The organism is Aliiruegeria sabulilitoris (assembly GCF_001558155.1).
Lineage (GTDB): Bacteria > Pseudomonadota > Alphaproteobacteria > Rhodobacterales > Rhodobacteraceae > Tropicimonas > Tropicimonas sabulilitoris.
On the sequence record NZ_LOAS01000012.1, the window covers coordinates 62,230 to 83,539 of the forward strand.

At 62.0% G+C, this 21,310-nt stretch carries 19 protein-coding genes and 1 tRNA gene; 8 read left to right on the forward strand and 12 right to left on the reverse strand.

Translation table 11 applies throughout. The features are described 5' to 3' along the window. Nucleotides 1–302: 302 nt before the first annotated feature. The 5 genes from AX756_RS12675 to AX756_RS12695 all read right to left on the reverse strand — a co-directional run bounded on the left by AX756_RS12675 (nucleotide 303) and on the right by AX756_RS12695 (nucleotide 5,630). A complete protein-coding gene (locus AX756_RS12675; RefSeq protein ID WP_068311770.1) occupies nucleotides 303–1,829 on the reverse strand; it encodes a cryptochrome/photolyase family protein in 1,527 nt (508 codons plus the stop codon). Further along, the gene (locus AX756_RS12680; RefSeq protein ID WP_068311773.1) at nucleotides 1,823–2,485 is read right to left on the reverse strand and encodes an SDR family NAD(P)-dependent oxidoreductase; all 663 of its coding nucleotides are present in this window, start codon (nucleotides 2,483–2,485) and stop codon (nucleotides 1,823–1,825) included. The genes AX756_RS12675 and AX756_RS12680 overlap by 7 nt, the downstream gene beginning before the upstream one ends. Nucleotides 2,486–2,749: 264 nt before the next feature. Then, a complete protein-coding gene (locus tag AX756_RS12685) occupies nucleotides 2,750–4,060 on the reverse strand; it encodes a TRAP transporter large permease (protein ID WP_068311775.1) in 1,311 nt (436 codons plus the stop codon). Then, complete coding sequence (locus tag AX756_RS12690) at nucleotides 4,057–4,557, reverse strand: TRAP transporter small permease (RefSeq protein WP_068311777.1); 501 nt, start codon at nucleotides 4,555–4,557, stop codon at nucleotides 4,057–4,059. The genes AX756_RS12685 and AX756_RS12690 overlap by 4 nt, the downstream gene beginning before the upstream one ends. A gap of 80 nt (nucleotides 4,558–4,637) precedes the next feature. Further along, nucleotides 4,638–5,630 (reverse strand): TRAP transporter substrate-binding protein, encoded by a 993-nt coding sequence (locus tag AX756_RS12695; protein ID WP_231701056.1) that lies wholly within the window; start codon nucleotides 5,628–5,630, stop codon nucleotides 4,638–4,640. 379 nt (nucleotides 5,631–6,009) lie between these two features. On the opposite strand from AX756_RS12695, the gene AX756_RS12700 reads away from it, so the two are divergent. Then, on the forward strand, nucleotides 6,010–7,230 hold the full coding sequence (locus AX756_RS12700; protein ID WP_068311781.1) for an AGE family epimerase/isomerase: 1,221 nt from the start codon (nucleotides 6,010–6,012) through the stop codon (nucleotides 7,228–7,230). Between the two features lie 137 nt (nucleotides 7,231–7,367). Here AX756_RS12700 and AX756_RS12705 read toward each other — a convergent pair whose 3' ends face one another. The 3 genes from AX756_RS12705 to AX756_RS12715 all read right to left on the reverse strand — a co-directional run bounded on the left by AX756_RS12705 (nucleotide 7,368) and on the right by AX756_RS12715 (nucleotide 9,417). Next, the gene (locus tag AX756_RS12705; protein WP_068311784.1) at nucleotides 7,368–7,787 is read right to left on the reverse strand and encodes an RbsD/FucU domain-containing protein; all 420 of its coding nucleotides are present in this window, start codon (nucleotides 7,785–7,787) and stop codon (nucleotides 7,368–7,370) included. A 48-nt stretch (nucleotides 7,788–7,835) separates the two neighbouring features. Continuing rightward, complete coding sequence (locus AX756_RS12710; protein WP_068311787.1) at nucleotides 7,836–8,600, reverse strand: SDR family NAD(P)-dependent oxidoreductase; 765 nt, start codon at nucleotides 8,598–8,600, stop codon at nucleotides 7,836–7,838. Between the two features lie 727 nt (nucleotides 8,601–9,327). Next, nucleotides 9,328–9,417: transfer RNA gene (locus tag AX756_RS12715), tRNA-Ser, on the reverse strand. A gap of 262 nt (nucleotides 9,418–9,679) precedes the next feature. On the opposite strand from AX756_RS12715, the gene AX756_RS26875 reads away from it, so the two are divergent. The 7 genes from AX756_RS26875 to AX756_RS12750 are packed head-to-tail and all read left to right on the forward strand — an operon-like array spanning nucleotide 9,680 to nucleotide 16,343. Continuing rightward, complete coding sequence (locus AX756_RS26875) at nucleotides 9,680–10,819, forward strand: SPOR domain-containing protein (protein ID WP_438938400.1); 1,140 nt, start codon at nucleotides 9,680–9,682, stop codon at nucleotides 10,817–10,819. A gap of 21 nt (nucleotides 10,820–10,840) precedes the next feature. Next, nucleotides 10,841–11,995: a D-alanyl-D-alanine carboxypeptidase family protein gene (locus AX756_RS12725; RefSeq protein WP_068312159.1), complete on the forward strand. Its 1,155-nt coding sequence runs from the start codon at nucleotides 10,841–10,843 to the stop codon at nucleotides 11,993–11,995. After that, nucleotides 11,995–12,657 (forward strand): dTMP kinase, encoded by a 663-nt coding sequence (gene tmk / locus AX756_RS12730; RefSeq protein WP_068311793.1) that lies wholly within the window; start codon nucleotides 11,995–11,997, stop codon nucleotides 12,655–12,657. Before AX756_RS12725 ends, tmk begins: the two co-directional genes overlap by 1 nt. Continuing rightward, entirely contained in the window at nucleotides 12,654–13,793 is a 1,140-nt protein-coding gene (locus AX756_RS12735) for a DNA polymerase III subunit delta' (protein WP_068311796.1), read from the forward strand. Before tmk ends, AX756_RS12735 begins: the two co-directional genes overlap by 4 nt. Before the next feature lie 12 nt (nucleotides 13,794–13,805). Further along, nucleotides 13,806–14,609: a TatD family hydrolase gene (locus tag AX756_RS12740; RefSeq protein ID WP_068311813.1), complete on the forward strand. Its 804-nt coding sequence runs from the start codon at nucleotides 13,806–13,808 to the stop codon at nucleotides 14,607–14,609. Continuing rightward, nucleotides 14,609–15,406 carry an MBL fold metallo-hydrolase gene (locus AX756_RS12745; protein WP_068311816.1) on the forward strand — a complete coding sequence of 266 codons (798 nt, stop codon included), beginning with the start codon at nucleotides 14,609–14,611 and terminating at the stop codon, nucleotides 15,404–15,406. Before AX756_RS12740 ends, AX756_RS12745 begins: the two co-directional genes overlap by 1 nt. 4 nt (nucleotides 15,407–15,410) lie before the next feature. Further along, nucleotides 15,411–16,343, forward strand: coding sequence for an AEC family transporter (locus AX756_RS12750; RefSeq protein WP_068311819.1), 933 nt, complete (start codon nucleotides 15,411–15,413; stop codon nucleotides 16,341–16,343). Nucleotides 16,344–16,606: 263 nt separating this feature from the next. Here AX756_RS12750 and AX756_RS12755 read toward each other — a convergent pair whose 3' ends face one another. From AX756_RS12755 to AX756_RS12770, 4 genes are all read right to left on the reverse strand, one after another. Continuing rightward, entirely contained in the window at nucleotides 16,607–17,518 is a 912-nt protein-coding gene (locus AX756_RS12755) for an ABC transporter permease (protein WP_068311822.1), read from the reverse strand. An 11-nt stretch (nucleotides 17,519–17,529) separates the two neighbouring features. Continuing rightward, nucleotides 17,530–18,822, reverse strand: coding sequence for an ABC transporter permease (locus AX756_RS12760; RefSeq protein WP_068311825.1), 1,293 nt, complete (start codon nucleotides 18,820–18,822; stop codon nucleotides 17,530–17,532). Between the two features lie 89 nt (nucleotides 18,823–18,911). Further along, on the reverse strand, nucleotides 18,912–19,988 hold the full coding sequence (locus AX756_RS12765; RefSeq protein WP_068311828.1) for an ABC transporter substrate-binding protein: 1,077 nt from the start codon (nucleotides 19,986–19,988) through the stop codon (nucleotides 18,912–18,914). A 118-nt stretch (nucleotides 19,989–20,106) separates the two neighbouring features. After that, nucleotides 20,107–21,225 (reverse strand): ABC transporter ATP-binding protein, encoded by a 1,119-nt coding sequence (locus AX756_RS12770; protein WP_068311832.1) that lies wholly within the window; start codon nucleotides 21,223–21,225, stop codon nucleotides 20,107–20,109. Nucleotides 21,226–21,310: the final 85 nt, after the last annotated feature.

The window sequence follows — 21,310 nt, forward strand, 5'->3', positions numbered from 1 at the left end:
CTGTATATCCGTCGTTCTTGAACCTGCGCGCCAATGTGGGCCGAGGCCGGCAGGCCTACAAAAGGCCCGCGACCGCAGGGCGGCCGATCAATGGTAGGAAGCGCCTTGGGGTGTGTCCATCGACGGCGCGTCAAACGGCATCTCGCCGCGGGGTCGGCGGGTCGGTCAGCACAATCTTTCCGCAGGCTGTCTTCGAAACAGGCCTCATTGTCAGCACGGCGATGGTGGCTTGTCCGGTGCGATCAAACGGTGGCGGCGCTGCTAAACGCGGTGTCTCGGCCAGTTCTCATCGAGAGGCGCGGTCAGACCTGTGTTCCCGTCTCCATCTTTTCCAGGAATGCCTCGGCTTCCTGCAGGATCGTCTCCTGGCGTTGTCCGTCCATTCGATCCCATACCCGGTACATCTGCCCCATCCTTGGGTTTGACGAGAAACGGTCGCGATGGCGGGCGAGGAAATGCCAGTAGAGCAGGTTGAACGGGCAAGCACCGTCTCCCAGCTTCGTCTTCACCGAATAGCGGCAACTGCTGCAGTAATCCGACATCCGGTCGATATAGTTTCCAGAGGAAATATACGGCTTCGAGGCAAGGAGCCCGCCATCGGCAAACTGGCTCATGCCGAGCGTGTTGGGTGCCTCCACCCATTCAAAGGCGTCGGCATAGACGGCGAGGTACCATTCGTGCAGCTGGCCCGGGTCGATCCCGGCGAGCAGTCCGAAATTCCCGGTGACCATGAGGCGCTGGATGTGGTGCGCATAGGCTTCCTTGCGGGTCTGGGAGACGGCCTCGCCGAGGCAGGCCATGTCGGTTTCGGCCCCCCAGTAGAGCGCAGGAAGATCGCGGTCATGGCCGAGTGCGTTGCTGTCCAAGTAGCCCGGGCCGGCGCGGAAGTAGATCCCGCGAACGTATTCCCGCCAGCCGATGATCTGCCGGATGAAACCCTCGGCCGCATTGAGCGGCGCGCGCTCGGCTTTCCACGCGGCCTCCACGCGGCGGCAGACATCCAACGGGTCGAGCAGCCCGATGTTCAGATAGGCCGAGATCAGGGAATGGTAGAGAAATGGGCGCCCCGCCAGCATCGCATCCTGGTAGTCGCCGAAGGCGGGAAGCGCCGTGTCGATGAAATGCGCGAGAACGGCTTCGGCCTGCGCGGCGTCCGTCGCGAGGCCGAAGGGGCGGAGTTGGCCGAAATTCTGGCCAAACCTGGTTTCGACCAGTTCGAGCACCTCCGCGACCGTGGCGTCGGGCTCGAAGCGCAGTGGTTGCGGCAGGAAGAGGTCGTCCCGGGCCGGTTTGCGGTTCTCGTGGTCGAAGTTCCACTTGCCGCCCGCAGGCTTGCCATCCTCCATCAGGAGGCCGGTCCGGCGGCGCATCTCGCGATAGAAATACTCCATCCGCAACTGCTTGCGCCCCTCGGCCCAATTGTCGAAATCGGCATGGCTGGCAAGAAAGCGGTCGTCCTGCAGTATCTCGAGATCGAGTGGGACCGCCTCCAGCGCCTCGATCAGACGCCATTCGCCCGGCCGGGTCGTCAGGACGCAGCTCGCGCCAGTCTCGGAAGCCCGGCGCAAGAGTTCGCCCGGGATCGACCCCGTATTCTCCGGATCGTCGAGCGCGGAGTAGGCTACGTGCCAACCGTCAGCGCGCAGGCGTGCCGCGAATTTGCGCATTGAAGCGAGAACAAGCGCGATCTTCTTGGGATGATGCGGCACGTATTCCGCCTCGGCGGCAACCTCGGCCATGACGATCAGGTCTTGCGCCTTGTCAGCCTTCCGGAGCGCCGCGATGTTCGGGGTCAGCTGGTCTCCGAGAACGAGAACAAGCCTCACCACGGCACCTCTTCGCCGGCCCAATCGAAGAAACGGCCCGAATGCTCCGGTCCGACGCCGTCGATCACACGCAGGAGGTTCTCCGCGGCGTCCTCGGGGGAAACCTTCCGGTGGCCCGGGTAGCTCTCGGTAAAGGGCGTGGCGACCGTGCCGGGATGCAATGCGATGACCGCCGTATCCCGGTACCTGCGCCCGATCTCGATGGCTGCGGTGCGCAGGATCTGGTTGGCCGCGGCCTTGGATGCGCGATAGGAATACCACCCTCCCAGATTGTTGTCGCCGATCGAGCCAACGCGCGCGGTGAGCGCAGCCACCACCGAGCGGCCCTGTCGCGGCAATAGTCGGGGCACGTGGCGCAGGATGTTCGCCGGCCCGATGGCATTGACGGCAAACACCTCCGCCATCTGCACCGGATCAATCTGATCGAGCGACTTCTCTGGGCTTGTGCCGCGCGGCGCCAGAATGCCGGTTGCAACGAAAATCAGATCGAAGGGACCGCTCAGCGCGCCCAATACGCGGTCCACCGAGGCCATGTCGATCACGTCCAACCCGTCCTGGCTGCGTGAGAGGCTCGTTACCTCCAGGCCGCGCGCTGCAAGGCGGGTTGCCATCGCGGCGCCAATCCCGCCCGATGCGCCAATGATCAGCGCTCTTTGCATTATACATCCTCCGAGTTCCCTCGAATGACATAGCGCACGGGCGATCAAAGCAAATCCGGCCGAGCGCACCGTTCATCCGTTCCTGATCACGGAGCGCTCTGTCGGGATCGTGCATTCGGACAGGAGTTCGACAATATCCTGCCCGCTCGACCCCTGCTTTGCCGCGGCTCCGCCGAGCTTCGCGGCTGGTCTGGACGAGGCTGGCGGCAGTCACCGCCAGCCTCCTGAAATGTGCGAAACAGATTCCCCGTGGAGATCCGGTATCTATTGCATCGATTGCGGCATGAGCATCCTCGGAAGCCAGAGCGCGATTTCCGGGAAGCTGATGATCAGCAACAGGATCGCCAGCATCGGTATCAAAATGATCACCACATCGCGCAGCACCTGCACCACGTTCAGATCCGCAATCGCCGCCGAGATCAGAAGACACAGACCGTAAGGGGGTGTGACAAGACCGAAGGCCAAGGAGATGATGCCTATGATGGCAAAGGCGACCGGGTGGATGTCGGCGGCATTCGCCACCGGGTAGAGCACGGTTCCCAGGATGATGATCGTGGGGATGGCGTCGATGAAGAGGCCGAAGAAGAGGAACAGGAAAGCGATGATCAGCTTGGTCGTGAAGGGGCTCACATTCAAGGTTGTGAGCGTCTCGACGATGAGGCGCGGCAGGTCGTAGAAGGCGAGCAGCCAGCCGAAGATCGATGCCGTCCCAATGGCGAAGAGCGAGATCGAGGCGAAGCGGCCGGTATCATAGAGCACATGCCCCAAGTCGCGTATCGTGATCGTGCGATAGACGAACATGCCGAGGATCAGCGAATATCCCGCCGCGACGATGGCACTCTCGGTCGGTGTTACGATGCCGCCGACGATGCCGCCGATGACGAAGACCGGGGTGAGAACGGCAAGCCATGCGCCCTTCAACGCGGCCCAGAAATCGCAGAGCGTGGGCCGGCCGGCAGTGGGGTAGTCATTGACCTTGGCATAGACAAAGACCGTCGCCATCAGCGCCAAGGCAATCATGATCCCCGGGATGGCTCCGGCCAGAAACAGCGCGCCGACCGAAACCGACATGACGCCGCCCCAGACGATCATAAGAATCGATGGTGGAATGATGACGCCCATCACCGAAGAACAGGCGGTGATGGCAACCGAGAAACGTGCGTCATAGCCCTGCTTGGTCATCGCCGGGATCAGGATCTTTCCGCAGCCGGCGGCGTCTGCCGTCGAGGAGCCGGAGATGCCCGCAAAGAGCATCGAGACGGCGACGTTCACATGGCCAAGCCCACCCGGCATCCAGCCGGTCAGAACGCGGGCCAGTTCGATCAGCTTGTCGGTGATCTTGCCGGAATTCATCAAGTTCGCGGCCAGCAGGAAGAAGGGCACGGCAAGCAGGATGAAGGAATTGTAGGACTGGAACATCCGGTCCATGATCAGGAATGGCGTCAGGCGCAGGTCCAGGAACACCACCGGGATGGTGGCGATGCCAAGCGCGAAGGCCACAGGCACCCGCAACATGACAAGTATAAGAAAGGCGCCGACCAGCAGGGCGCAAGCGAGTCCGGTGGATACGATCATTGGGCGTTCCTGCTGTGTTGGCGATAGATGGCGATTTCGCCGGCCAGGTGCCGCAGCGAGAAGACAGCCCAGCCGACCCCCGCGATGGGCACGGTGATATAGGTGAGCGCCATGTTCATGCGCAGCATCACCGAATGCTGGATAGAGCCGAACTCGGTGTAGCCGACGCCGTACCAGATGAAGAGAAACGCGAAAGCGGCCACGGCCACATGGACGAACCCTTCCTGAAGCAGCCGTCCGAGCGGGGTGAGCGCCTCCGGGATCACATGGACGTCGAAATGCGTGCGGTCCCACACGGCGAGCATCGAGCCGAGCATGACAATCCAGACGAAGATGAAGGTCGCGAGTTCCTCGGTCCACAGATAGACCGGGATGATACCTGTATAGCGCGAGATCACCTGCATTCCGACGGGGATGGTCAGCACACCGACAAGCACGCCGATCGTGACACGCAGAAACATGCAGAAGAGCTCAAGCACTCGATCAAGGAGTTTCATTGTTTTCATTTCTAAGGGGGGATGTCCCGGGCCGCGATGCGATGTGAGGCGGTCCGGGACTGGTCGCTACGGGAGCGGGATCACTTGTTGCGGATGGCTTCCAGAAGCTCTTCGGCGCCGAGTTCGGCGGCATAGGCATCCTGAACCGGGATCACGAGTTCGAGCAGCTTGTCGCGGCCTTCGAATTCATGCACCTGGATATTGCCGGCCTCGGTCATCTCGGCCAGTTTCTCCGCGTCCTGCGTGGCCTCGAAATCGCGGCCAAAGGCACCGGCTTCCTTGCCCGCCTTCATGATGGCTTCCTGCAACTCGGGGGAGAGCTTGTCGAAGGACTTGCCGGAGAAGACGATCGGACGGACGGTGATCGAGTGCTTGGTCAGCGTCACATGCGGGGCAACTTCGTAGAACTTGTACTGTGCCAGGCTGGCGGATTCGTTTTCGAGGCCGTCAACAACACCGGTCTGGATCGCGTTGTAGACCTCGGAATAGGCGATGGCCGACGGGGAGGCGGAGATCGCATCAAACACTTTCGCCTGGATCGGTGCGCCCATCACGCGCATCTTGTGGCCTTCCAGCTCGGCCATGTTGGAGATCTTCTTGTTGGAGATCAGGTTCCGGGTGCCGCCACCGGCATAACCGACGATCACGAGATCGGCCTTTTCCCTCAGCTCTGCTTCGAGCGGCGCAAAGACATCGCTGGCCAGCACCGTGTTCCAGTGGTCGAGATCACGGAATGCAAAGGGCATGTCCATCAACGGTAGGGAATCGGCGAAGCGGGCAAGGTTCGACGGCGCGATGATCGCATAGTCGATGGCAACGCCCTGGGTGAGGAAGTTCACATAGTCGGGCTCGATGCCGAGTTCGCTGTTCAAGCGCAGGTCAAACTCGATGTCCTCGCCGGAATACTCGTTGACCAGTTCGCCGAATTTCATCAGCGTCTTGGTGTAGGCATGGTTCTCATCGAAGAGACTTGCGCCACGAAGCGTCATGTCCGCGGCTGCGGCGGGCAGCGCCATGGCGACCGACAGAGACAGGCCGGCCATAACGGCACGCGATTTGCAAAGAATTGACAAGATTTCATCCTCCCATTGGATGTTGAAACACGCACTTCCAGCGCCATTTCGGGCGCATACACGTGCGCCGAAGCTTCACATTTTTGTTAACCGTTCAAGTGCTTAAATGTCGCTGCATCGATAAGGGCAGACGCGGGCAGAACCGAGGAAATCGAATTTACTGCTATTCAACAAGGCCTTGGGAGTGCGTGCCTTCGCGCTTGGGCGTATTACAAATTTTACAAGTTTCTGCTGGAAACCTGCTGCGACAGGTGTATCAGGCTGAACAAGAGCATCTGACAAGGGCGTCTGCCTCGCGAAATGCGGACTCACGCGCGTTTCTGCATCGCTGCTCGAGCCGCCCGGCCGGCAAGACAACTGAACCATGGAGAATACCCCGATGACCAGCGAGGCGAAGCAACCAAGACCCAACGGCAGCGAAAGCGCTGCCCGTTTCGCCGACAAGTTTCTTCCTGCCTGGCTGGACATTGCCCTGCCTGCCGGAACGAAGGCGGCGCCCGTCGTGGAAGAATTGCCGGACAAGGGCGGGCCGTCCACCACCTTGGCGCAGGCGCGGACCGCCTTCATGCTTGCGCATCTCGGCAGGCTGACCGGGCAGGAGCGTCTGCTCGACGCCGCCGGCCGGATCATGGGTTTCATCACCGAATATCTGCGCGACCCCGATGGCGGCTGCCGTTATGCGGTCAATCCCGATGGCTCCCGGATCGAGAGCCCCGAGGCCACGCTGCGCCGGACATATGACCAATCCTTCGTGCTGCTCGCGTTGGTGTCGTTGCGTGCGGCCGGGTCTTCGGCTGTCTCTGGTGAAGATGTCGAACTGTGTTGGTCCTTCGTCGAGAACGTTTTGACCGACGGGGAAATGGGTGCGCTGTGGGAAGATGACCGCATGGCCGCCCGCGGCGCTCGTCCAGGCGATCTTCGGGCGCAGAACCCGCATATGCATATGCTGGAAGCGGTGCTTCAATGCCTGGAACTGACCGGGGACGACATCTGGGCCGACCGAGCGCGGTCGCTGGTGACCGCCGGAACGCGCTATTTCATCGACCCGTCGACCGGCGCGGTTCGGGAATTCGTCGGGCACGACCTGGCGCCGATCGACAGCCCGGAGGGTAACAGACGGGAACCTGGCCATCAGTATGAATGGGCCTGGCTCCTGATGCGGCACGCGGATCTGACCGGCGATGCCGAGGCGCGGCGCGTGGTCGAGCCCATGTCGACCTTCGCCGCTTCGCATGGCTGGCGAAAGGACGGACCAATGGCGGGAGCGCTCTATGACGCCTTGGGTGCGGACGGACGGGTAACGGAGGCCACCCATCTGCTGTGGCCCTTGACCGAGGCCGGCAAGTACTTCTCAGCAGTGGCCCGGGACACGGGCGATGCGCCCTCTGCCGCCAAGGCGCGGGAGATCGCGGACCTGATCTTTGGTCGATATTTCGACCATGGTGGTCGGCCGGCCTGGGTGAACCAGTTCGACGGCGATGGCAATGTCATCTGGGAGGCCGGGCTATCCCGCCTGCTCTACCATGTGGCGTTCTTCGTGTGCGAGGGAGCGTCGGCCGGGCTTTGGCCGTTGACCGGCGATGGCGCGCCCAGAGGGTGACTGTCAGGTCCGGCGGGCTGGGGCCGTTTCAACCGCGCTGGAAAGCGTATGCCACCGCATGCGTGCGCCCCGCAGGTAGGCGGCTCAATCTTCGGCTCCCTTCCGCAGTTCAGACAGGCGCCGCCCTGATGTAGGACCTATAGAAATACGGGGCCGACGGTCAGCAAGATATTGGCAAATCTTCGGGTCTCGCCGCTGGCGATGACAAGGAGCGTATCGGGCGACTTGGCCGATGCATAGAACTCCTCGCGGCTGACAAGATCCAACGGCGTGTCGGCGGGAAGGATTTCGACATAGTCCTTGTGAACCGTGTTTTCGAAATCATCCGGCCAGGCCATCATGCTTGCATGCTCGACGTTGATGAGCTTGCAGACCCCCGCCAGGATATCGGCGCTCGGAACCGTTCCGGGAACGAAATTCAGATAGACGATCTCGGCTCCCGGTGCGGAGTTTGTCACGAAAGAGTAATTCGCATCCGAGATGAGAATTCGGGCCTTGTGTCCGGCCCGAGCGAGAGCGCCCAGAATCTGGGGGTGAATTACGTCGGACTTGATCATGTTTTCTCCTTGGCGGTGGTGCTGCCGAAGCCGCACCACCGAAACAGATTACGCGCGATAGATGCCGCCATTAACGTCGATGGTGGCGCCAGAAATGAAGCCGTCATATTCGGAGGCAAGGAAGGTGATGGTCCGGGCCACATCTTCCGATGTGCCGGCCCGGCGCAAGGGAATGCCCCTGATCGTCTCGTCGGCGGATTCCTTGGTCGTGTGTTGATCGTGGAACCGCGTCCCCAGGATCAGGCCCGGGGCCACCGCATTGACCCGAATTCCGTATTCGCCGAGTTCCGCCGCCAGCGAGCGCGTCCAGGTCAGGACGGCGCCCTTGGTCATCGAGTAGGCCAGTGAACCGGAATGCCCACCCGAACGACCGGCAAGGGAGGCAAGATTGACGATGCTTGCACCCTCTTCGGCTTGTTTCAGGTGAGGCAGAGCGGCCTGAGTGACGTGCATCATCGTCGTCATGTTGACGTCGATCACGGTCCGCCAGAAATCGGCGTCGATCTCACCGAGCCATTTCCGGGCAATGATGCCGCCGACATTGTTGACCAGCACATCCATTCCCCCCAGGAATTCCACGCCCTTGGCGACACATTGGTCCGTTTCGTCCTTGTTGGTCAGATCCGCTGGTCCAAACGCGGCGCGCTGGCCAAGTGACGTGGCCAGTTCGACGAGTTTCTCCGGCCCTTCGGTGCCATTAAAATAGTGGATGTAGATATCGCATCCAGCTTCGATCAGGCACTTGGCGGTGTGGAACCCGATGCCTTGTTCGGCGCCCGTAACGAAGACCTTCTTGCCTGCCAGTTTTCCCATTTACATTTCTCCTTGCTTTGTCGGACGGCTCTTTTGCGTGACGTCTCAAGAGCGATCCTGCGTCGGCGTGATGTCGTCCTGAGGTGGCTCCGCGGGAGCCGGCCTTCTTCTCGCAGTCGAACCACAGATCGGCACGAAGGCGCTCGTGAAGCTGGAACTTGAAACGCCCCATTCTGCCGATCCCCCTGCGAGATCCACGACAGTGTGGTCCGCGCATGATCTATCATCTCGAGGACAACTGCCGTGCCGAATTTGTCCGAATTTGTTAACGTCCTGGCCGTCTATACGCCGAACTGCCAGGGCTTGCCCATCCCTCTGTCACCGGGTGCGACAACCGGTTCTGAAGATCGTCCTGATGCATTTCGATAGCCGGCCTCGCGCCGGAGATGCCACACTCCGAGCAATTCCGCGCGCAATAGAGAGTTCTCTGCTGGAGCCTGCATGAAGACGGTCGCGGGAGCGCCTTCACTAGCGAAAGCTCGGGGCCCGCCCGTCTTGAGTACTGGTGCGTCCGCAATGCTCAGGTGTCGTGTTCGCGGGGAAGGTCTGGACGGTAGTTGGGCTATGAGGGGAAAGTGCTTCTGTTACGGGCGCACCCAGACAACATGGAGAAGCAGGAAAGCAGGGTTTCCTTGCTCCTGATGTTTGGCCAGAATGAGGACTCGTGGGTCCAATAGCGGGTCCAATAAGTGTCCCGGAAACATAGCTAAGTCATTGAAATAATTTGTGGCGGAGGCGGTGGGATTCGAACCCACGGTGCGCTTTCACGCACGCCGGTTTTCAAGACCGGTGCATTCGACCACTCTGCCACACCTCCGTCCGGAATGCCCCGCATAGCCCCTTGGTTGTGATTCTGAAACCCTTTGGACACGCTTTGCATGCCGAAAATCGCCAATGATTCGCTCGGGACTTTTCCCAAGCGCTTCAAAGTTGTATAAGCGGACCAAAGCAGCCGGAAACGAGCAGTCAATCGGCGAGCGAAGCGTGAAAAAACACGCGGAAAAGGGGCGAAAATGGGCGGATACAGGCAGTTTCTCTTAATTGGTGCGTCGGTTCTGACATTGATCGTGTCGGGGTGCATGGAAGGGTCGGACAAGGCCGGCGATGCGGCTGGCGAGGCCACGGCCTTTTCGGAACGTCCCTCCAGCAGCCGGCTGGTGGAGCGCGATGTCGAAGCGCCGGAAGTCTTCCAGACAACAGACCAGGGCCTTTGGGACGGTCGGCCGTCGCTCGGCGGGGTCTGGGTGGCGTATCCTGATGTCACGGATCCGGAGCGGGTGATCATCCGCAACGACTCGAACGGGAAATTCGTGATCGGCGCACTTTTCAAGCGCGAACGCGACAATCCCGGCCCGAAACTTCAGGTGTCCTCCGATGCGGCAGCCGCACTCGGCATGCTGGCCGGTGCGCCGACGACGCTGGACGTCACGGCGCTGCGCCGCGAAGAACCCGCGCCGAGTGCCGGGGCAACGGAAGACAATATCGCCGAGGTGGAAGCCGCGCCGAAAGAGGATGCCGCAACCGAGGCGACCATCGCTGGCGCTTCCGCGGCGATCTCGGCAGCCGAGGGTGACGGAACCAGCGCCGATGTTGCGGAAACCGCAACCCAGGCGGCCGAAGCCGAGCCCAAGAAGCGCGGCTGGAACCCCTTCCGGCGCAAAACCGCCGAAACTACAGCGACCGAAGATGCCGTGACCGGCGTGGCGGAAACTGTCGAGACCGGCACCGCAGTTGCGCAGGCGTCCGAGGCGGCGACCGAAGCCGCGACTGAAACGACCGCCGAAGTTGTTGCTGAACCAGTCAAGACAAAGCGCGGTTGGAACCCTTTCAAGCGGAAGAACAGCGAGACAGTGATGCCGGTCTCCGCGACTGGTACCGCGGCGCTTGCCGCCGGCGAGATCACGGCTGCTTCCCTGGACGGCACGCCGCGCGCAATTGCCGACGAAGCCGCGGCAGCCCCCGAGACGCGCCAGACGATTTCGAAGCTGGACAAGCCTTACGTCCAGATCGGCATCTTCTCGGTCGAGGACAACGCGAACAACACCGCCACGGCGATGCGCCAGAACGGCGTCGTTCCGCAGGTCTACAAGCAGGAAAGCTCCGGCAAGACCTTCTGGCGGGTTGTCGCCGGTCCGGTGAATTCCAAGGTGGACCGGACGGCGCTGCTCAAGAAAGTGAAGGGAATGGGCTTTGCTGACGCCTATCCTGTCGGCGGTTGATAAGTTAGACAGACGGCCATGATGCGAAAGTTTACCGCCCTCCTGATTCTGGCCGTCTGTTTTGTCGCTTCCGCGGCGCAGGCTGCTTTCGAAACCCGTGCGTCCGCCGCCTGGATCCTCGACCAGACGACAGGCACGGTGTTGCTGTCGAAAAACGCCGAAAAGCCGCTGCCGCCGGCCTCCATGTCCAAACTGATGACGCTGAACATGTTGTTCGAAGCGCTGCATGACGGGCGTGTCACGCTGGATACCCGCTTCTCGGTGTCGGACAAGGCCCAGAACATGGGCGGCTCCAAGATGTTCCTGACCACCAAGGACCGCCCGACGGTCGAGGAACTGGTGAAGGGGATCATCGTGCAGTCCGGCAATGACGCCTGCGTTGTCGTCGCCGAAGGGCTCGCCGGGAGCGAGGAAGGCTTTGCCCGCCTGATGAACGAGCGTGCCCTCGCCATCGGCCTGCGGAACTCGGTTTTTGCCAATGCGTCCGGCTGGCCGCATCCGAACCATCGCATGTCGATGGAGGATCTCGGGATCCTCGCCAGCAGGCTGATCCGGGAATTCCCGGAGTATTACGGTTACTTCGCCATGCCGGTTTTCGAGTTTGACGGCCGTGTGCCCTCCAACCATCGCAACCGGAACCCGCTTCTGACGCTGGGCATCGGGGCCGATGGTCTCAAGACCGGCCATACCTCCGAGGCGGGCTACGGGCTGGTCGGCTCGGCGGTGCAGGGCGACCGGCGGATCGTTTTCGTGATCACCGGGCTGGAAAGCGAAAAGGCGCGCGCCGAGGAGGCCGAAGCCGTAGTCAACTGGGCCTTCCGGCAGTTCGTGCAGAAAACCGTCGCGGAAAAGGGGACGCGGCTGGCCAGCGTTCCGGTATGGATGGGGTCGCAGCAGCAGGTCGGAATGGTCCTGCCGGAAGACCTCGAACTTCTTGTGCCTGCCGTGGTGCGCGGCGCGGTGGAAGCAGAAATCAGCTATGAAACCCCGCTTCGCGCGCCCATTGCCGAGGGCCAGCAGATCGGGACGCTTCTCGTCAACCTGCCGGATCTTGAAGCGCGGGAGTTTCCCTTGACCGCCGAGCAGGCCGTTTCCAAGGGCGGTTTCATTCCCCGCGTTCGGACTGCGGCGTATGTTCTGTTCCAGAAGTTCTCGGGATCTGCCCCGGGGCTCTGATGAAGACGGAACGCGGAATCTTTATTACCTTTGAAGGCATCGATGGCTCCGGGAAGTCGACGCAGGCGCGCCGGCTTGCCGAGGCGCTGCGCGACGCGGGCCACGAGGTCGTTCTGACGCGCGAGCCCGGCGGCTCGGAAGGCGCGGAGCAGATCCGCGCGCTGGTGCTCGAAGGCGACCCGGATCGCTGGTCGCCGGAGACGGAAATCCTGCTCTTTACTGCCGCACGCCGGGATCACCTTGAAAAACGTATCTGGCCGGCGCTGGAGGAGGGCAAGATCGTCATCTCCGACCGTTTCGCCGACAGCACCCGAATGTATCAGGGGCTCAGCCGGGGCAATCGCCGCGAGCAGGTGGATGGTCTGCACGCGATGATGATCGGCACCGAACCCGATGTGACCTTTGTCATCGACATGGACCCGGGCGTCGGTCTTGCGCGCGCCAAGGGGCGGCAGGGCACCGAGGAACGGTTCGAGGATTTTGGCGAAGGCCTGCAACGGCGGATGCGGCAGGGGTTTCTGGACCTTGCCGCCGAACACCCTGAACGCTTCCTTGTCGTCAATGGCGCACGCGCGATGGACGACGTCGCCGCGGACGTGCTGCAACTGGCTCTTGAGCGTCTTTCGGAGGTTGGCACCAGGCAACCGACCGAGGCGCAATGAGCCACCCCGACGCAATTCCCGAAGCAGACCGCCTCGAAGGCGCACCGCACCCCCGCGAGTCGGCGAAGCTGATCGGGCAGGAGGCGGCCGAGGCGGGCTTTCTCGATGCCTTCAATTCCGGCCGCTTGCATCATGCCTGGCTGATCACCGGCCCCAAAGGGGTGGGTAAGGCCACGCTGGCCTGGCGCCTCGCGCGGTTCCTGCTCGCGACCTCGCCGGTCGAAGGGGGCGGGCTCTTCGGTGCCCCGCCGCCGCCTGCCACGCTCGACATTTCGCCTGAACACCCCGTCTTTCGCCGCACGATGGCGCTTTCGGAGCCGGGTCTGTTCCTGCTACGCCGTCCCTGGGACGAGAAGGCGAAGCGCCACAAGAAGGAAATCACCGTCGACGAGGCGCGCAAGCTGAAGGGCTTTTTCTCCATGTCGGCGACCGATGGCGGACATCGGGCGGTGATCATCGACTCGGCCGACGAGATGAACCCCTCGGCCGCCAACGCGGTGCTGAAGCTGCTCGAGGAGCCGCCCGCCCGAACAACGCTTTTTCTGGTCAGCCACCAGCCCTCGCGCCTGTTGCCGACGATCCGCTCCCGCTGTCGTACCTTGCGTTGCCGGACGCTCGCACCGCCCGAGCTGCAACAGGCGCTGGAAGCCGCGGGCACCGAGATGCCGGAGAGTGCCGACGCGCTGACCGCGTTGGCCGATGGCTCGGTCGGTGCGGCGCACAGCTTGCTCAACAATGACGGGCTCGCGCTCTACACGGCGCTCGTTCGCCTGTTCGAGACCGCCCCGATCATGGACCGGGAAATGGCGCTCGCCTTTGCCGAGAAATGCGGTGGGCGTGCCGGGGCAGGGACCGCCGAGCAGGCTTTCGGCATGATCGATCTGTTCCTGACCCGTCTCGCGCGCACCGGGGCGCTTGGCCCGCCCAAGCCCGAGGCCGCCCGGGGCGAGGCGGCGCTCCTGTCCAGACTGTGCCCGAATGTCGGAGCCGCGCGCCATTGGGCGACGCTTCATCAATCATTGGGCGAACGCAGCCGTCACGGGTTGGCGGTCAACCTTGACCCTTCCGCCTTGCTGCTTGATACCGTGCTCAAGATAAATGCGGGGGCAGGAGGAGTCGTGCCCGCGCCAGCCTGAGCCGAGCAGCAGATGTCCCTACCCCAAATCGTCGACAGCCATTGTCACCTGGATTTTCCGGATTTCGATGGCCAACACGCCGAAATCGTCGCCCGCGCCGCAGAAGCGGGCGTGACCCGCATGGTCACCATCTGCACGAAGCTGCGGCAGGAACCACAGGTGCGCGCCCTCGCAGAGGCCCATGGCGGCGTCTTCTATGCCGCCGGAACGCACCCGATGAGCGCCGCCGAAGAGCCGCTGGCCACGGTTGAAGAGCTTGTGTCCCTTGCCGACCATCCCAAGTTCGTCGGCATTGGCGAGACCGGGCTCGACTACCACTACACGGCCGAAAGCGCCGCGACCCAGCAGGAAAGCCTGCGAATCCATATCGAGGCGGCGCGGCAAACCGGCCTGCCGCTCATCATCCATGCGCGCGACGCGGATGACGACATGGCGCGTATCCTGTCCGATGAGCACGCCGCCGGCGCCTATGCCTGCGTGATGCATTGCTTCAGTTCGACCGCCGCGCTGGCCGAGGTCGCGCTTGGGCTGGGCTTCTACCTCTCGATGTCCGGCATCGCGGCCTTCCCGCGCTCCAAGGAGTTGCGCGAGATATTCGCCGCTGCCCCGGTGGAGCGCATCCTGGTCGAGACGGACTCGCCCTATCTCGCGCCGCCACCCCATCGCGGCAAGCGCAACGAGCCCGCCTATACCGCCCATACGGCCCGCGTTGGCGCCGAGGTTTTCGACATGGCGTATGAAGACTTTGCCCGGCAGACGGGCGCCAATTTCGACCGGCTCTTTTCCAAGGCGGCTGCCTGGGAGAGTGCCGCCTGATGGCCGACCTGCGCTTCACGATCCTCGGATGCGGCTCCTCGGGGGGCGTACCGCGTGTGGGTGGCCTCTGGGGGGCGTGCGACCCCGACAACCCAAAGAACAACCGCCAGCGCTGTTCGCTGCTGGTCGAGAGGATCGACGGCGAAGATGTGACGCGGGTGCTGATCGACACTTCGCCCGATCTGCGCAACCAACTGCTGGCCGCCGGCGTGGGCGAGGTCGATGCGGTGGTCTATACCCATGACCATGCCGACCACACGCATGGTATCGATGATCTGCGTATGGTTGTCTTCGTCCGCAAGGCCCGGCTTCCGGTGTGGGCCAACCCCTCGACTCAGAAGGGGCTGATCGGGCGCTTCGGCTATGCATTCGTGCAGCCCGAGGGATCGGACTACCCGCCGATCCTCGATCTGCACACGATCAAGGGGCCGGTGACGATCGACGGGGCAGGGGGCGCTGTCACGCTGACACCGCTCGAAGTCCAGCATGGCAATATCCGCGCCCTGGGGTTCCGCATCGCGGATCTGGTCTACATGCCGGATGTGAACGAGATACCGGAAAGCGTCTGGCCTGAACTGGAGGGGCTCGATTGCTGGATCATCGATGCGCTGCGCTACAAGCCGCATCCGAGCCACGCCCATCTGGCACAGGCGCTAGAGTGGGTCGACCGCGCCGCGCCGCGTCGCGCTGTGGTCACCAACCTGCATATCGACATGGACTATGCCACGGTCGAGGCGGAGACCCCGGCGCATGTCACCCCCGCCTATGATGGCATGACCATCAATTACAAGGTTTGAGACGATGCTCGGATTGTTCACTGCCATCCTGCCGGTCTTTGTCGTGGTCGGCTTCGGCTACCTGGCGGTGCGCAATCGGCTCTTTCCCGACAGCGCCGTCGACGGGCTTATGCTTTTCGCACAGGGTTTCGCGCTTCCGGCGTTGCTTTTCCGGGCCATGTCGACGCTGGATCTGTCCACGCTCTCCGTGGACTTGTTCCTGAGCTACTACGGCGGCGCGACCGCGTCCTTCCTGATGGCACTTCTGGGCGCGCGGTACCTTTTTCGGCGCCCCTGGGAGGACAGCATCGCCATCGGGTTCTGCGGTCTGTTCGCCAACGGTTTGCTGCTCGGCGTTCCGGTGACTCAGCAAGCGTTTGGCCGGGACGCAACCGTGGGCAATTTCGCAATCATCTCGGTGAACTCGATCTATTGCTACGGAATCGGCATCACGCTGATGGAAATTACGCTTGCCCACAAAACCGGTGCCAGCCTGAGCGAACTGCCGGGCAAGGTGCTGCGGGGCATGTTCCGCAACAACCTTATTCTCGGGATTATTGCGGGTCTTGCCGTCAACTTGTCCGGCGTGACGTTGCCGGGTTTCTTTACCGAAGCGCTCGATCTGATGGCCCGTGCGGCCCTGCCGGCCGCGCTCTTCGGGCTCGGCGGTGTGCTCTGCCATTACCGCCCCGAGGGCGATTTTCGCACCATCGCCTGGGTCGTAGCCGCGTCCCTTGTCCTGCATCCGGCGGTGACCTGGCTCATCGGAACCAACCTGCATCTCGAAGAAGGGGCCTTCCGGTCCTCCATGGTCATGGCTGCGATGGCACCGGGTGTGAACGCTTATATCTTCGCCAACATGTATGGGGTGGCCCGCCGTGTTGCCGCCTCCTCGGTTCTGATCGGAACTGCGCTGTCACTGGTGACGAGTTGGGCCTGGTTGACTTTGCTGCACTAGCTATTGTTGCGTCAGGAGTTAGGCCGAAGCGACTTTCTCGAGTTTGCGACCCGTCGAGAGCGCGCGCTCGTGGCACGCGATACGATCCTTTGGATCGTGCCTTCGGCGAGGATATTTGGAGAAAGATGATGGGACTTTTGTCAGATCATCATCTTTCCGGAAATATCCTAGGGGGAGGCGCGGCTTGCCGCGACGGGGGGCAACGCCCCCCATTAAGTTCTCAGACTTAGAGTGGAATTTAAAGCTGGAGGAATGAGCTCCGGTCAACCCGGCGAGATGCCCCGCAACCTCTCCGACCGCCGCCGCAGAAGCTCTACTGTCGTCAGAAGCGCGATAGAGACGATGACGAGTATCGTTGCCACCGACAGGATTGCCGGCGAGATCTGTTCGCGGATGCCGTTCCACATCTGGCGCGGGATGGTTTGCTGGTCATGGGCGGCGACGAATAGGACGACCACGACTTCGTCGAAAGACGTCACGAAGGCAAAGAGCGCCCCCGATATGACGCCGGGCAGGATCAGTGGCATGGTGATCTTGAAAAACGTGGTCGTCGGGTTGGCACCCAGGGACGCCGCTGCCTGGTTGAGCGTCTTGTCGAAACCGACCAGCGTGGCCGTGACGGTTATGATGACGAAGGGAATGCCCAGCGTCGCGTGCGCCATGATGATGCCGAGATAGGTATTGGCAAGCCCTGTGGCCGAGTAGAAGAAGAACAGCCCTGTCGCGGTGATGATGATCGGGACGATCATCGGCGAGATCAGGATCGCCATTATGACCCGCCGGAACGGCATTTCGGGACGCGACAGGCCGAGCGCGGCGAGGGTTCCAAGGAACGTTGCCAGAAGCGTCGAGAAGAATCCGATGATGACGGAGTTCTTGGCCGCGTTCACCCAGGCGGCATTCTGCCAGACATCGGACCACCAGGCTGCATCCCGGACGGCGTCGGGTTTCCCCATGCCGAATGTCAGCAGCAGGTCGTACCAGCGCGTGGAATATCCCGTGGGATCGAAGCTGAGCATTTTCTCGGTGAAGGTAAAATAGGGCTCGGCATTGAAGCTGAGAGGGATCACGATCAGGATCGGCGCAATCAGGAACAGGAAGATTGCCGCGCAGAGAGTGCGGTAGGTATAGTACCAGACGCGCTCGAGCGGGGTGGCGTATGTCGGCAGGGCCATGTGCGCGTTCCTTATCCGAGCTTGAGGTTGTCGATGCCGATCAGGCGATCGTAGAGCCAGTAGAGCAGCAGGACCGCGAAGAGCAGCAGCGAAGCCAGCGCAGCGGCAAGCGACCAGTTGAGCGAGTTCTGCATGTGGAAGGCGATCAGGTTCGAGATCAGCTGACCGGTGGAACCACCGACAAGGGCCGGCGTGATGTAGTATCCGACCGCGAGTATGAAGACGAGAAGCCCGCCAGCGCCGATGCCCGGAATGGTTTGCGGCATGTAGATCCGGCGGAAAGCCGTCCAGGAGGTGGCGCCGAGCGAACGGGCAGCCCGGACGTAGCTCGGGTCGATCGGGCGCATGACCGAGTAAAGCGGCAGCACCATGAAGGGCAGCAGGATATGGGTCATGGCGATGATGGTGCCGGTCTGGTTGTAGATCATCTGCAGCCGGCTTTCATCGGAGATGAGGCCGAGCGAGACCCAGATGTCGTTCACCACGCCCTGGCTCTGCAGCAGCACGATCCAGGAGGTCGTTCGTACCAGCAACGAGGTCCAGAAGGGCAGGAGAACGAAGATCATCAATAGGTTGGAATGCCTGAGTGGCAGCGTGGCCAGCAGGTGCGCGACAGGGAATCCGAGCAGGAAGGTGAGGAATGTGATCAGCGCCGACATCACCAGTGTTCGCTTGAAGAGCAGCACGTAGACGGCGCGCTCCTCGTCGACCTTGACGATATCGCCGTCGGCGTTGCGGGTCCTGTCGAGCGCGGATAGATAGAAGTCCAGCGTGACCACCTTGGAGGCGTTGCGCATCGCGCCCCAGAGTTCTGGATCCCCCCAGTCTTCGTCGACCTCCAGCAACGCTTCCTTGTAGGGCGGCACGAGATCTTTCGCCTTGCGCGCTGACTTGGTGAACATCGAGCGGGAGCCGGACACTTCGTAATTAATACGGGTGCCAATCTGGCCGATGGACTTTGTCTCGCGCGCATGGACGAGGCCGGCAACAAGCGCGGCAAAGGCAGCTTCGTCAGGCTCCGCATCGGCCGGGGTTTCGTCGAACCATTCACGCAACTCGACCATCAGCGGGATGGACACGCCGGCGTCGCGGTCCTTCCACGAATAGAAACCGGTATTGTACACCGATTTGGTCAGCAACTGGCCGATCGGTATCAGGAACGTGATGACCACGAAAAGCAGCAGGGGCAGGACAAGATAGAATGCGCGGCGCTTGTTGCGGGCCTGCGCATGCGCCAGTGCCGATTTGAGCGGACGGCCATCAGCGGTGGTCAGGAGTTCCGGAGCGGTGGCGGCGTCGGACATTGGCGCTTATCCCGTGGGCGCATCCATAGGATGCGGCGTTCATCGGTAGCCCGCCCCGACCGGATGGTCGGGGCGGGCGAGTGCTATCTTCAGTTGGCAAGCCAAGCGTTGAAACGTTCGTTCAACTCGGTTTCGCGATCCGCCCAGAACTCGAAATTCGATGCCAGCGCATTGGTCAGGTTGGCCGCTGTCGTCGGCAGGTGTGGGCCCATCTCGGTCGTGCCGTCACCCTGATAGATGCCAACGAGGGAACCGGAGGACTGACGCGGCGGACCATAGCTGATCCACTCGGCAGCTCGCGCGAGCGGCTCGGTGCTGGTCGAATACTTGACGAACTCCAGAGCGTTCTCGAGGTTTGGAGCGCCCTTCGGGATCACCCAGCCCTCGAACTCATAGACCTGCCCGTCCCAGACAATGTCGAACGGTTGGGACTCGCCGATCACCGCGTTGAAGATCCGGCCATTGTAGGCCGTGCTCAACGACACTTCCCCATCGGCCAGCAACTGCGGCGGCTGCGCACCGGCTTCCCACCAGACGATCTGGTCCTTGATGGCATCGAGCTTGGCAAAGGCACGGTCGACGCCTTCGTCGGTTTCAAGCAGGCCATAGACCTCGGCAGCCGGAACCCCATCGGCCATCAGAGCCATTTCCAGATTGACCTTGGCGGTCTTTCGCATCCCACGCTTGCCCGGATAGGCTTCAAGGTCGAAAAAGTCGGCGATTGAATCCGGTGCCGTGTCTCCGACCGCTTCGGTGTCATAGGCAAAGACCGTCGAGAAGACATCAGTGCTGACCAGACAATCGGTGAGCGTGCCTGGCAGAAAGTCTTCTGTCGCGGGCGTACCATCGGGTGCCGCCGGCAGCGAGGCGTGGTCGATTTCCACCACAAGACCTTCATCGCAGAGCCTGATGGCATCGGCAAATTCCACGCTCGCGACATCAATCGTCACGTTTCCGGCCTCGACTTGCGCCTTGATCGGCGTCGCCGGGTTGTCGGCATCGACCGAGACCACCTTGACGCCGGTCTTCTCGGCGAAGGGTTTGTGATACCCCTCGACCTGGGATTTTGTATAGGCGCCGCCCCAGGACATAACGGTAAGCTCCTCGGCGGTCGCCGAAACGGCGAAGCCCGCAAGGGCCGTGGTCAGGATCAAGGTCTTTTTCATTTGCGTCTCCCTGTCAGGATAGTTTGTGTCGCGCGTTCGTCGCCCGACGGTTGGTTAAACTTGCTACTCTACGTCCCAGCCCGGTTGCCCGGATTGCGCCAGTGTGACGAGTTTTGGATCAGAGTGCGTTGTCATCTTCGAGCGCGCGGGCATCCTGCATGTGCCAGCTGATCGGGATCTTCTCGCCCGGCTCCAGCCGGCGCTGGCCCATCATGTTTCGCGACTTCATGACGAAATCGTCATGACCGGCAACGCGCAGACGGGTGCGGAACGTGTCGCCCATATAGATGAACTCCAGCACCTCCGCCTCGATCATATGCGCGCCCTCGTCGAAGAACTCCGGCTTGAACTCGACCCGCTCGGGTCGGATCGAAACCAGCGTGTCTTGCCCCGGCTTTGTCACGTTGACCGGCGTTGCGTCGATCAGCTCGCCCGTCTTCAGCCGCACCAGAGCCTTGTTGTCATGGATCTCCTCGATCCGGCCCTCAAGCTTGTTGTTCTCGCCGATGAAGCCGGCCACGAAGGCGTTCTGTGGCCGCTCGTACAACTCGTCGGGCGGGGCAAGCTGCTGGATCACGCCATCATTGAACACGGCCACCCGGTCCGACATGGTCAGTGCCTCGGACTGATCGTGCGTCACGTAGACGACGGTGATGCCGAGCCGTTCGTGCAGCGCCTTGATCTCGAATTGCATATGCTCGCGCAGCTGCTTGTCGAGCGCGCCGAGCGGTTCATCCATCAGCACCAGTTCCGGTTCGAAAACGAGCGCACGGGCGAGCGCAATCCGCTGTTTCTGGCCGCCCGAGAGTTGGGCCGGGCGGCGGGCGGCGAAGCTTCCCATCTGCACCATTTCGAGTGCGCGAATGACCTTTTTCTCGCGCTCGGACTTGCCCATCCCGCGCACTTCCAGCGGGAAGGAGAGGTTTTCGCCCACCGTCATATGCGGGAACAGCGCGTAGTTCTGGAACACCATGCCAATGCCGCGTTTATGCGGCGGAATGTTGTTGATCGGGTGGTGGTCGAGCAGGATCTCGCCGTGTGTGGCGGTCTCGAAGCCGGCCAGCATCATAAGGCAGGTGGTCTTGCCTGAACCTGACGGACCGAGCATCGTCAGAAACTCGCCCTTGGGCATCTTGAGGTTGAGATCTTTCACGACAAGCGTTTCGCCGTCGTAACTCTTCTGTACGCTGCGGAACTCCACGAAAGAGGCAACGTTTGATTCTGCTGTCTCGGTCAAGGCAGCTCCTGTTGGTCTGTTGGAACGCTTGTTGGTCGCGCACCTGTTGACCAGAACTAAAACAAGCGTTTTGAGGCTTGGCAAT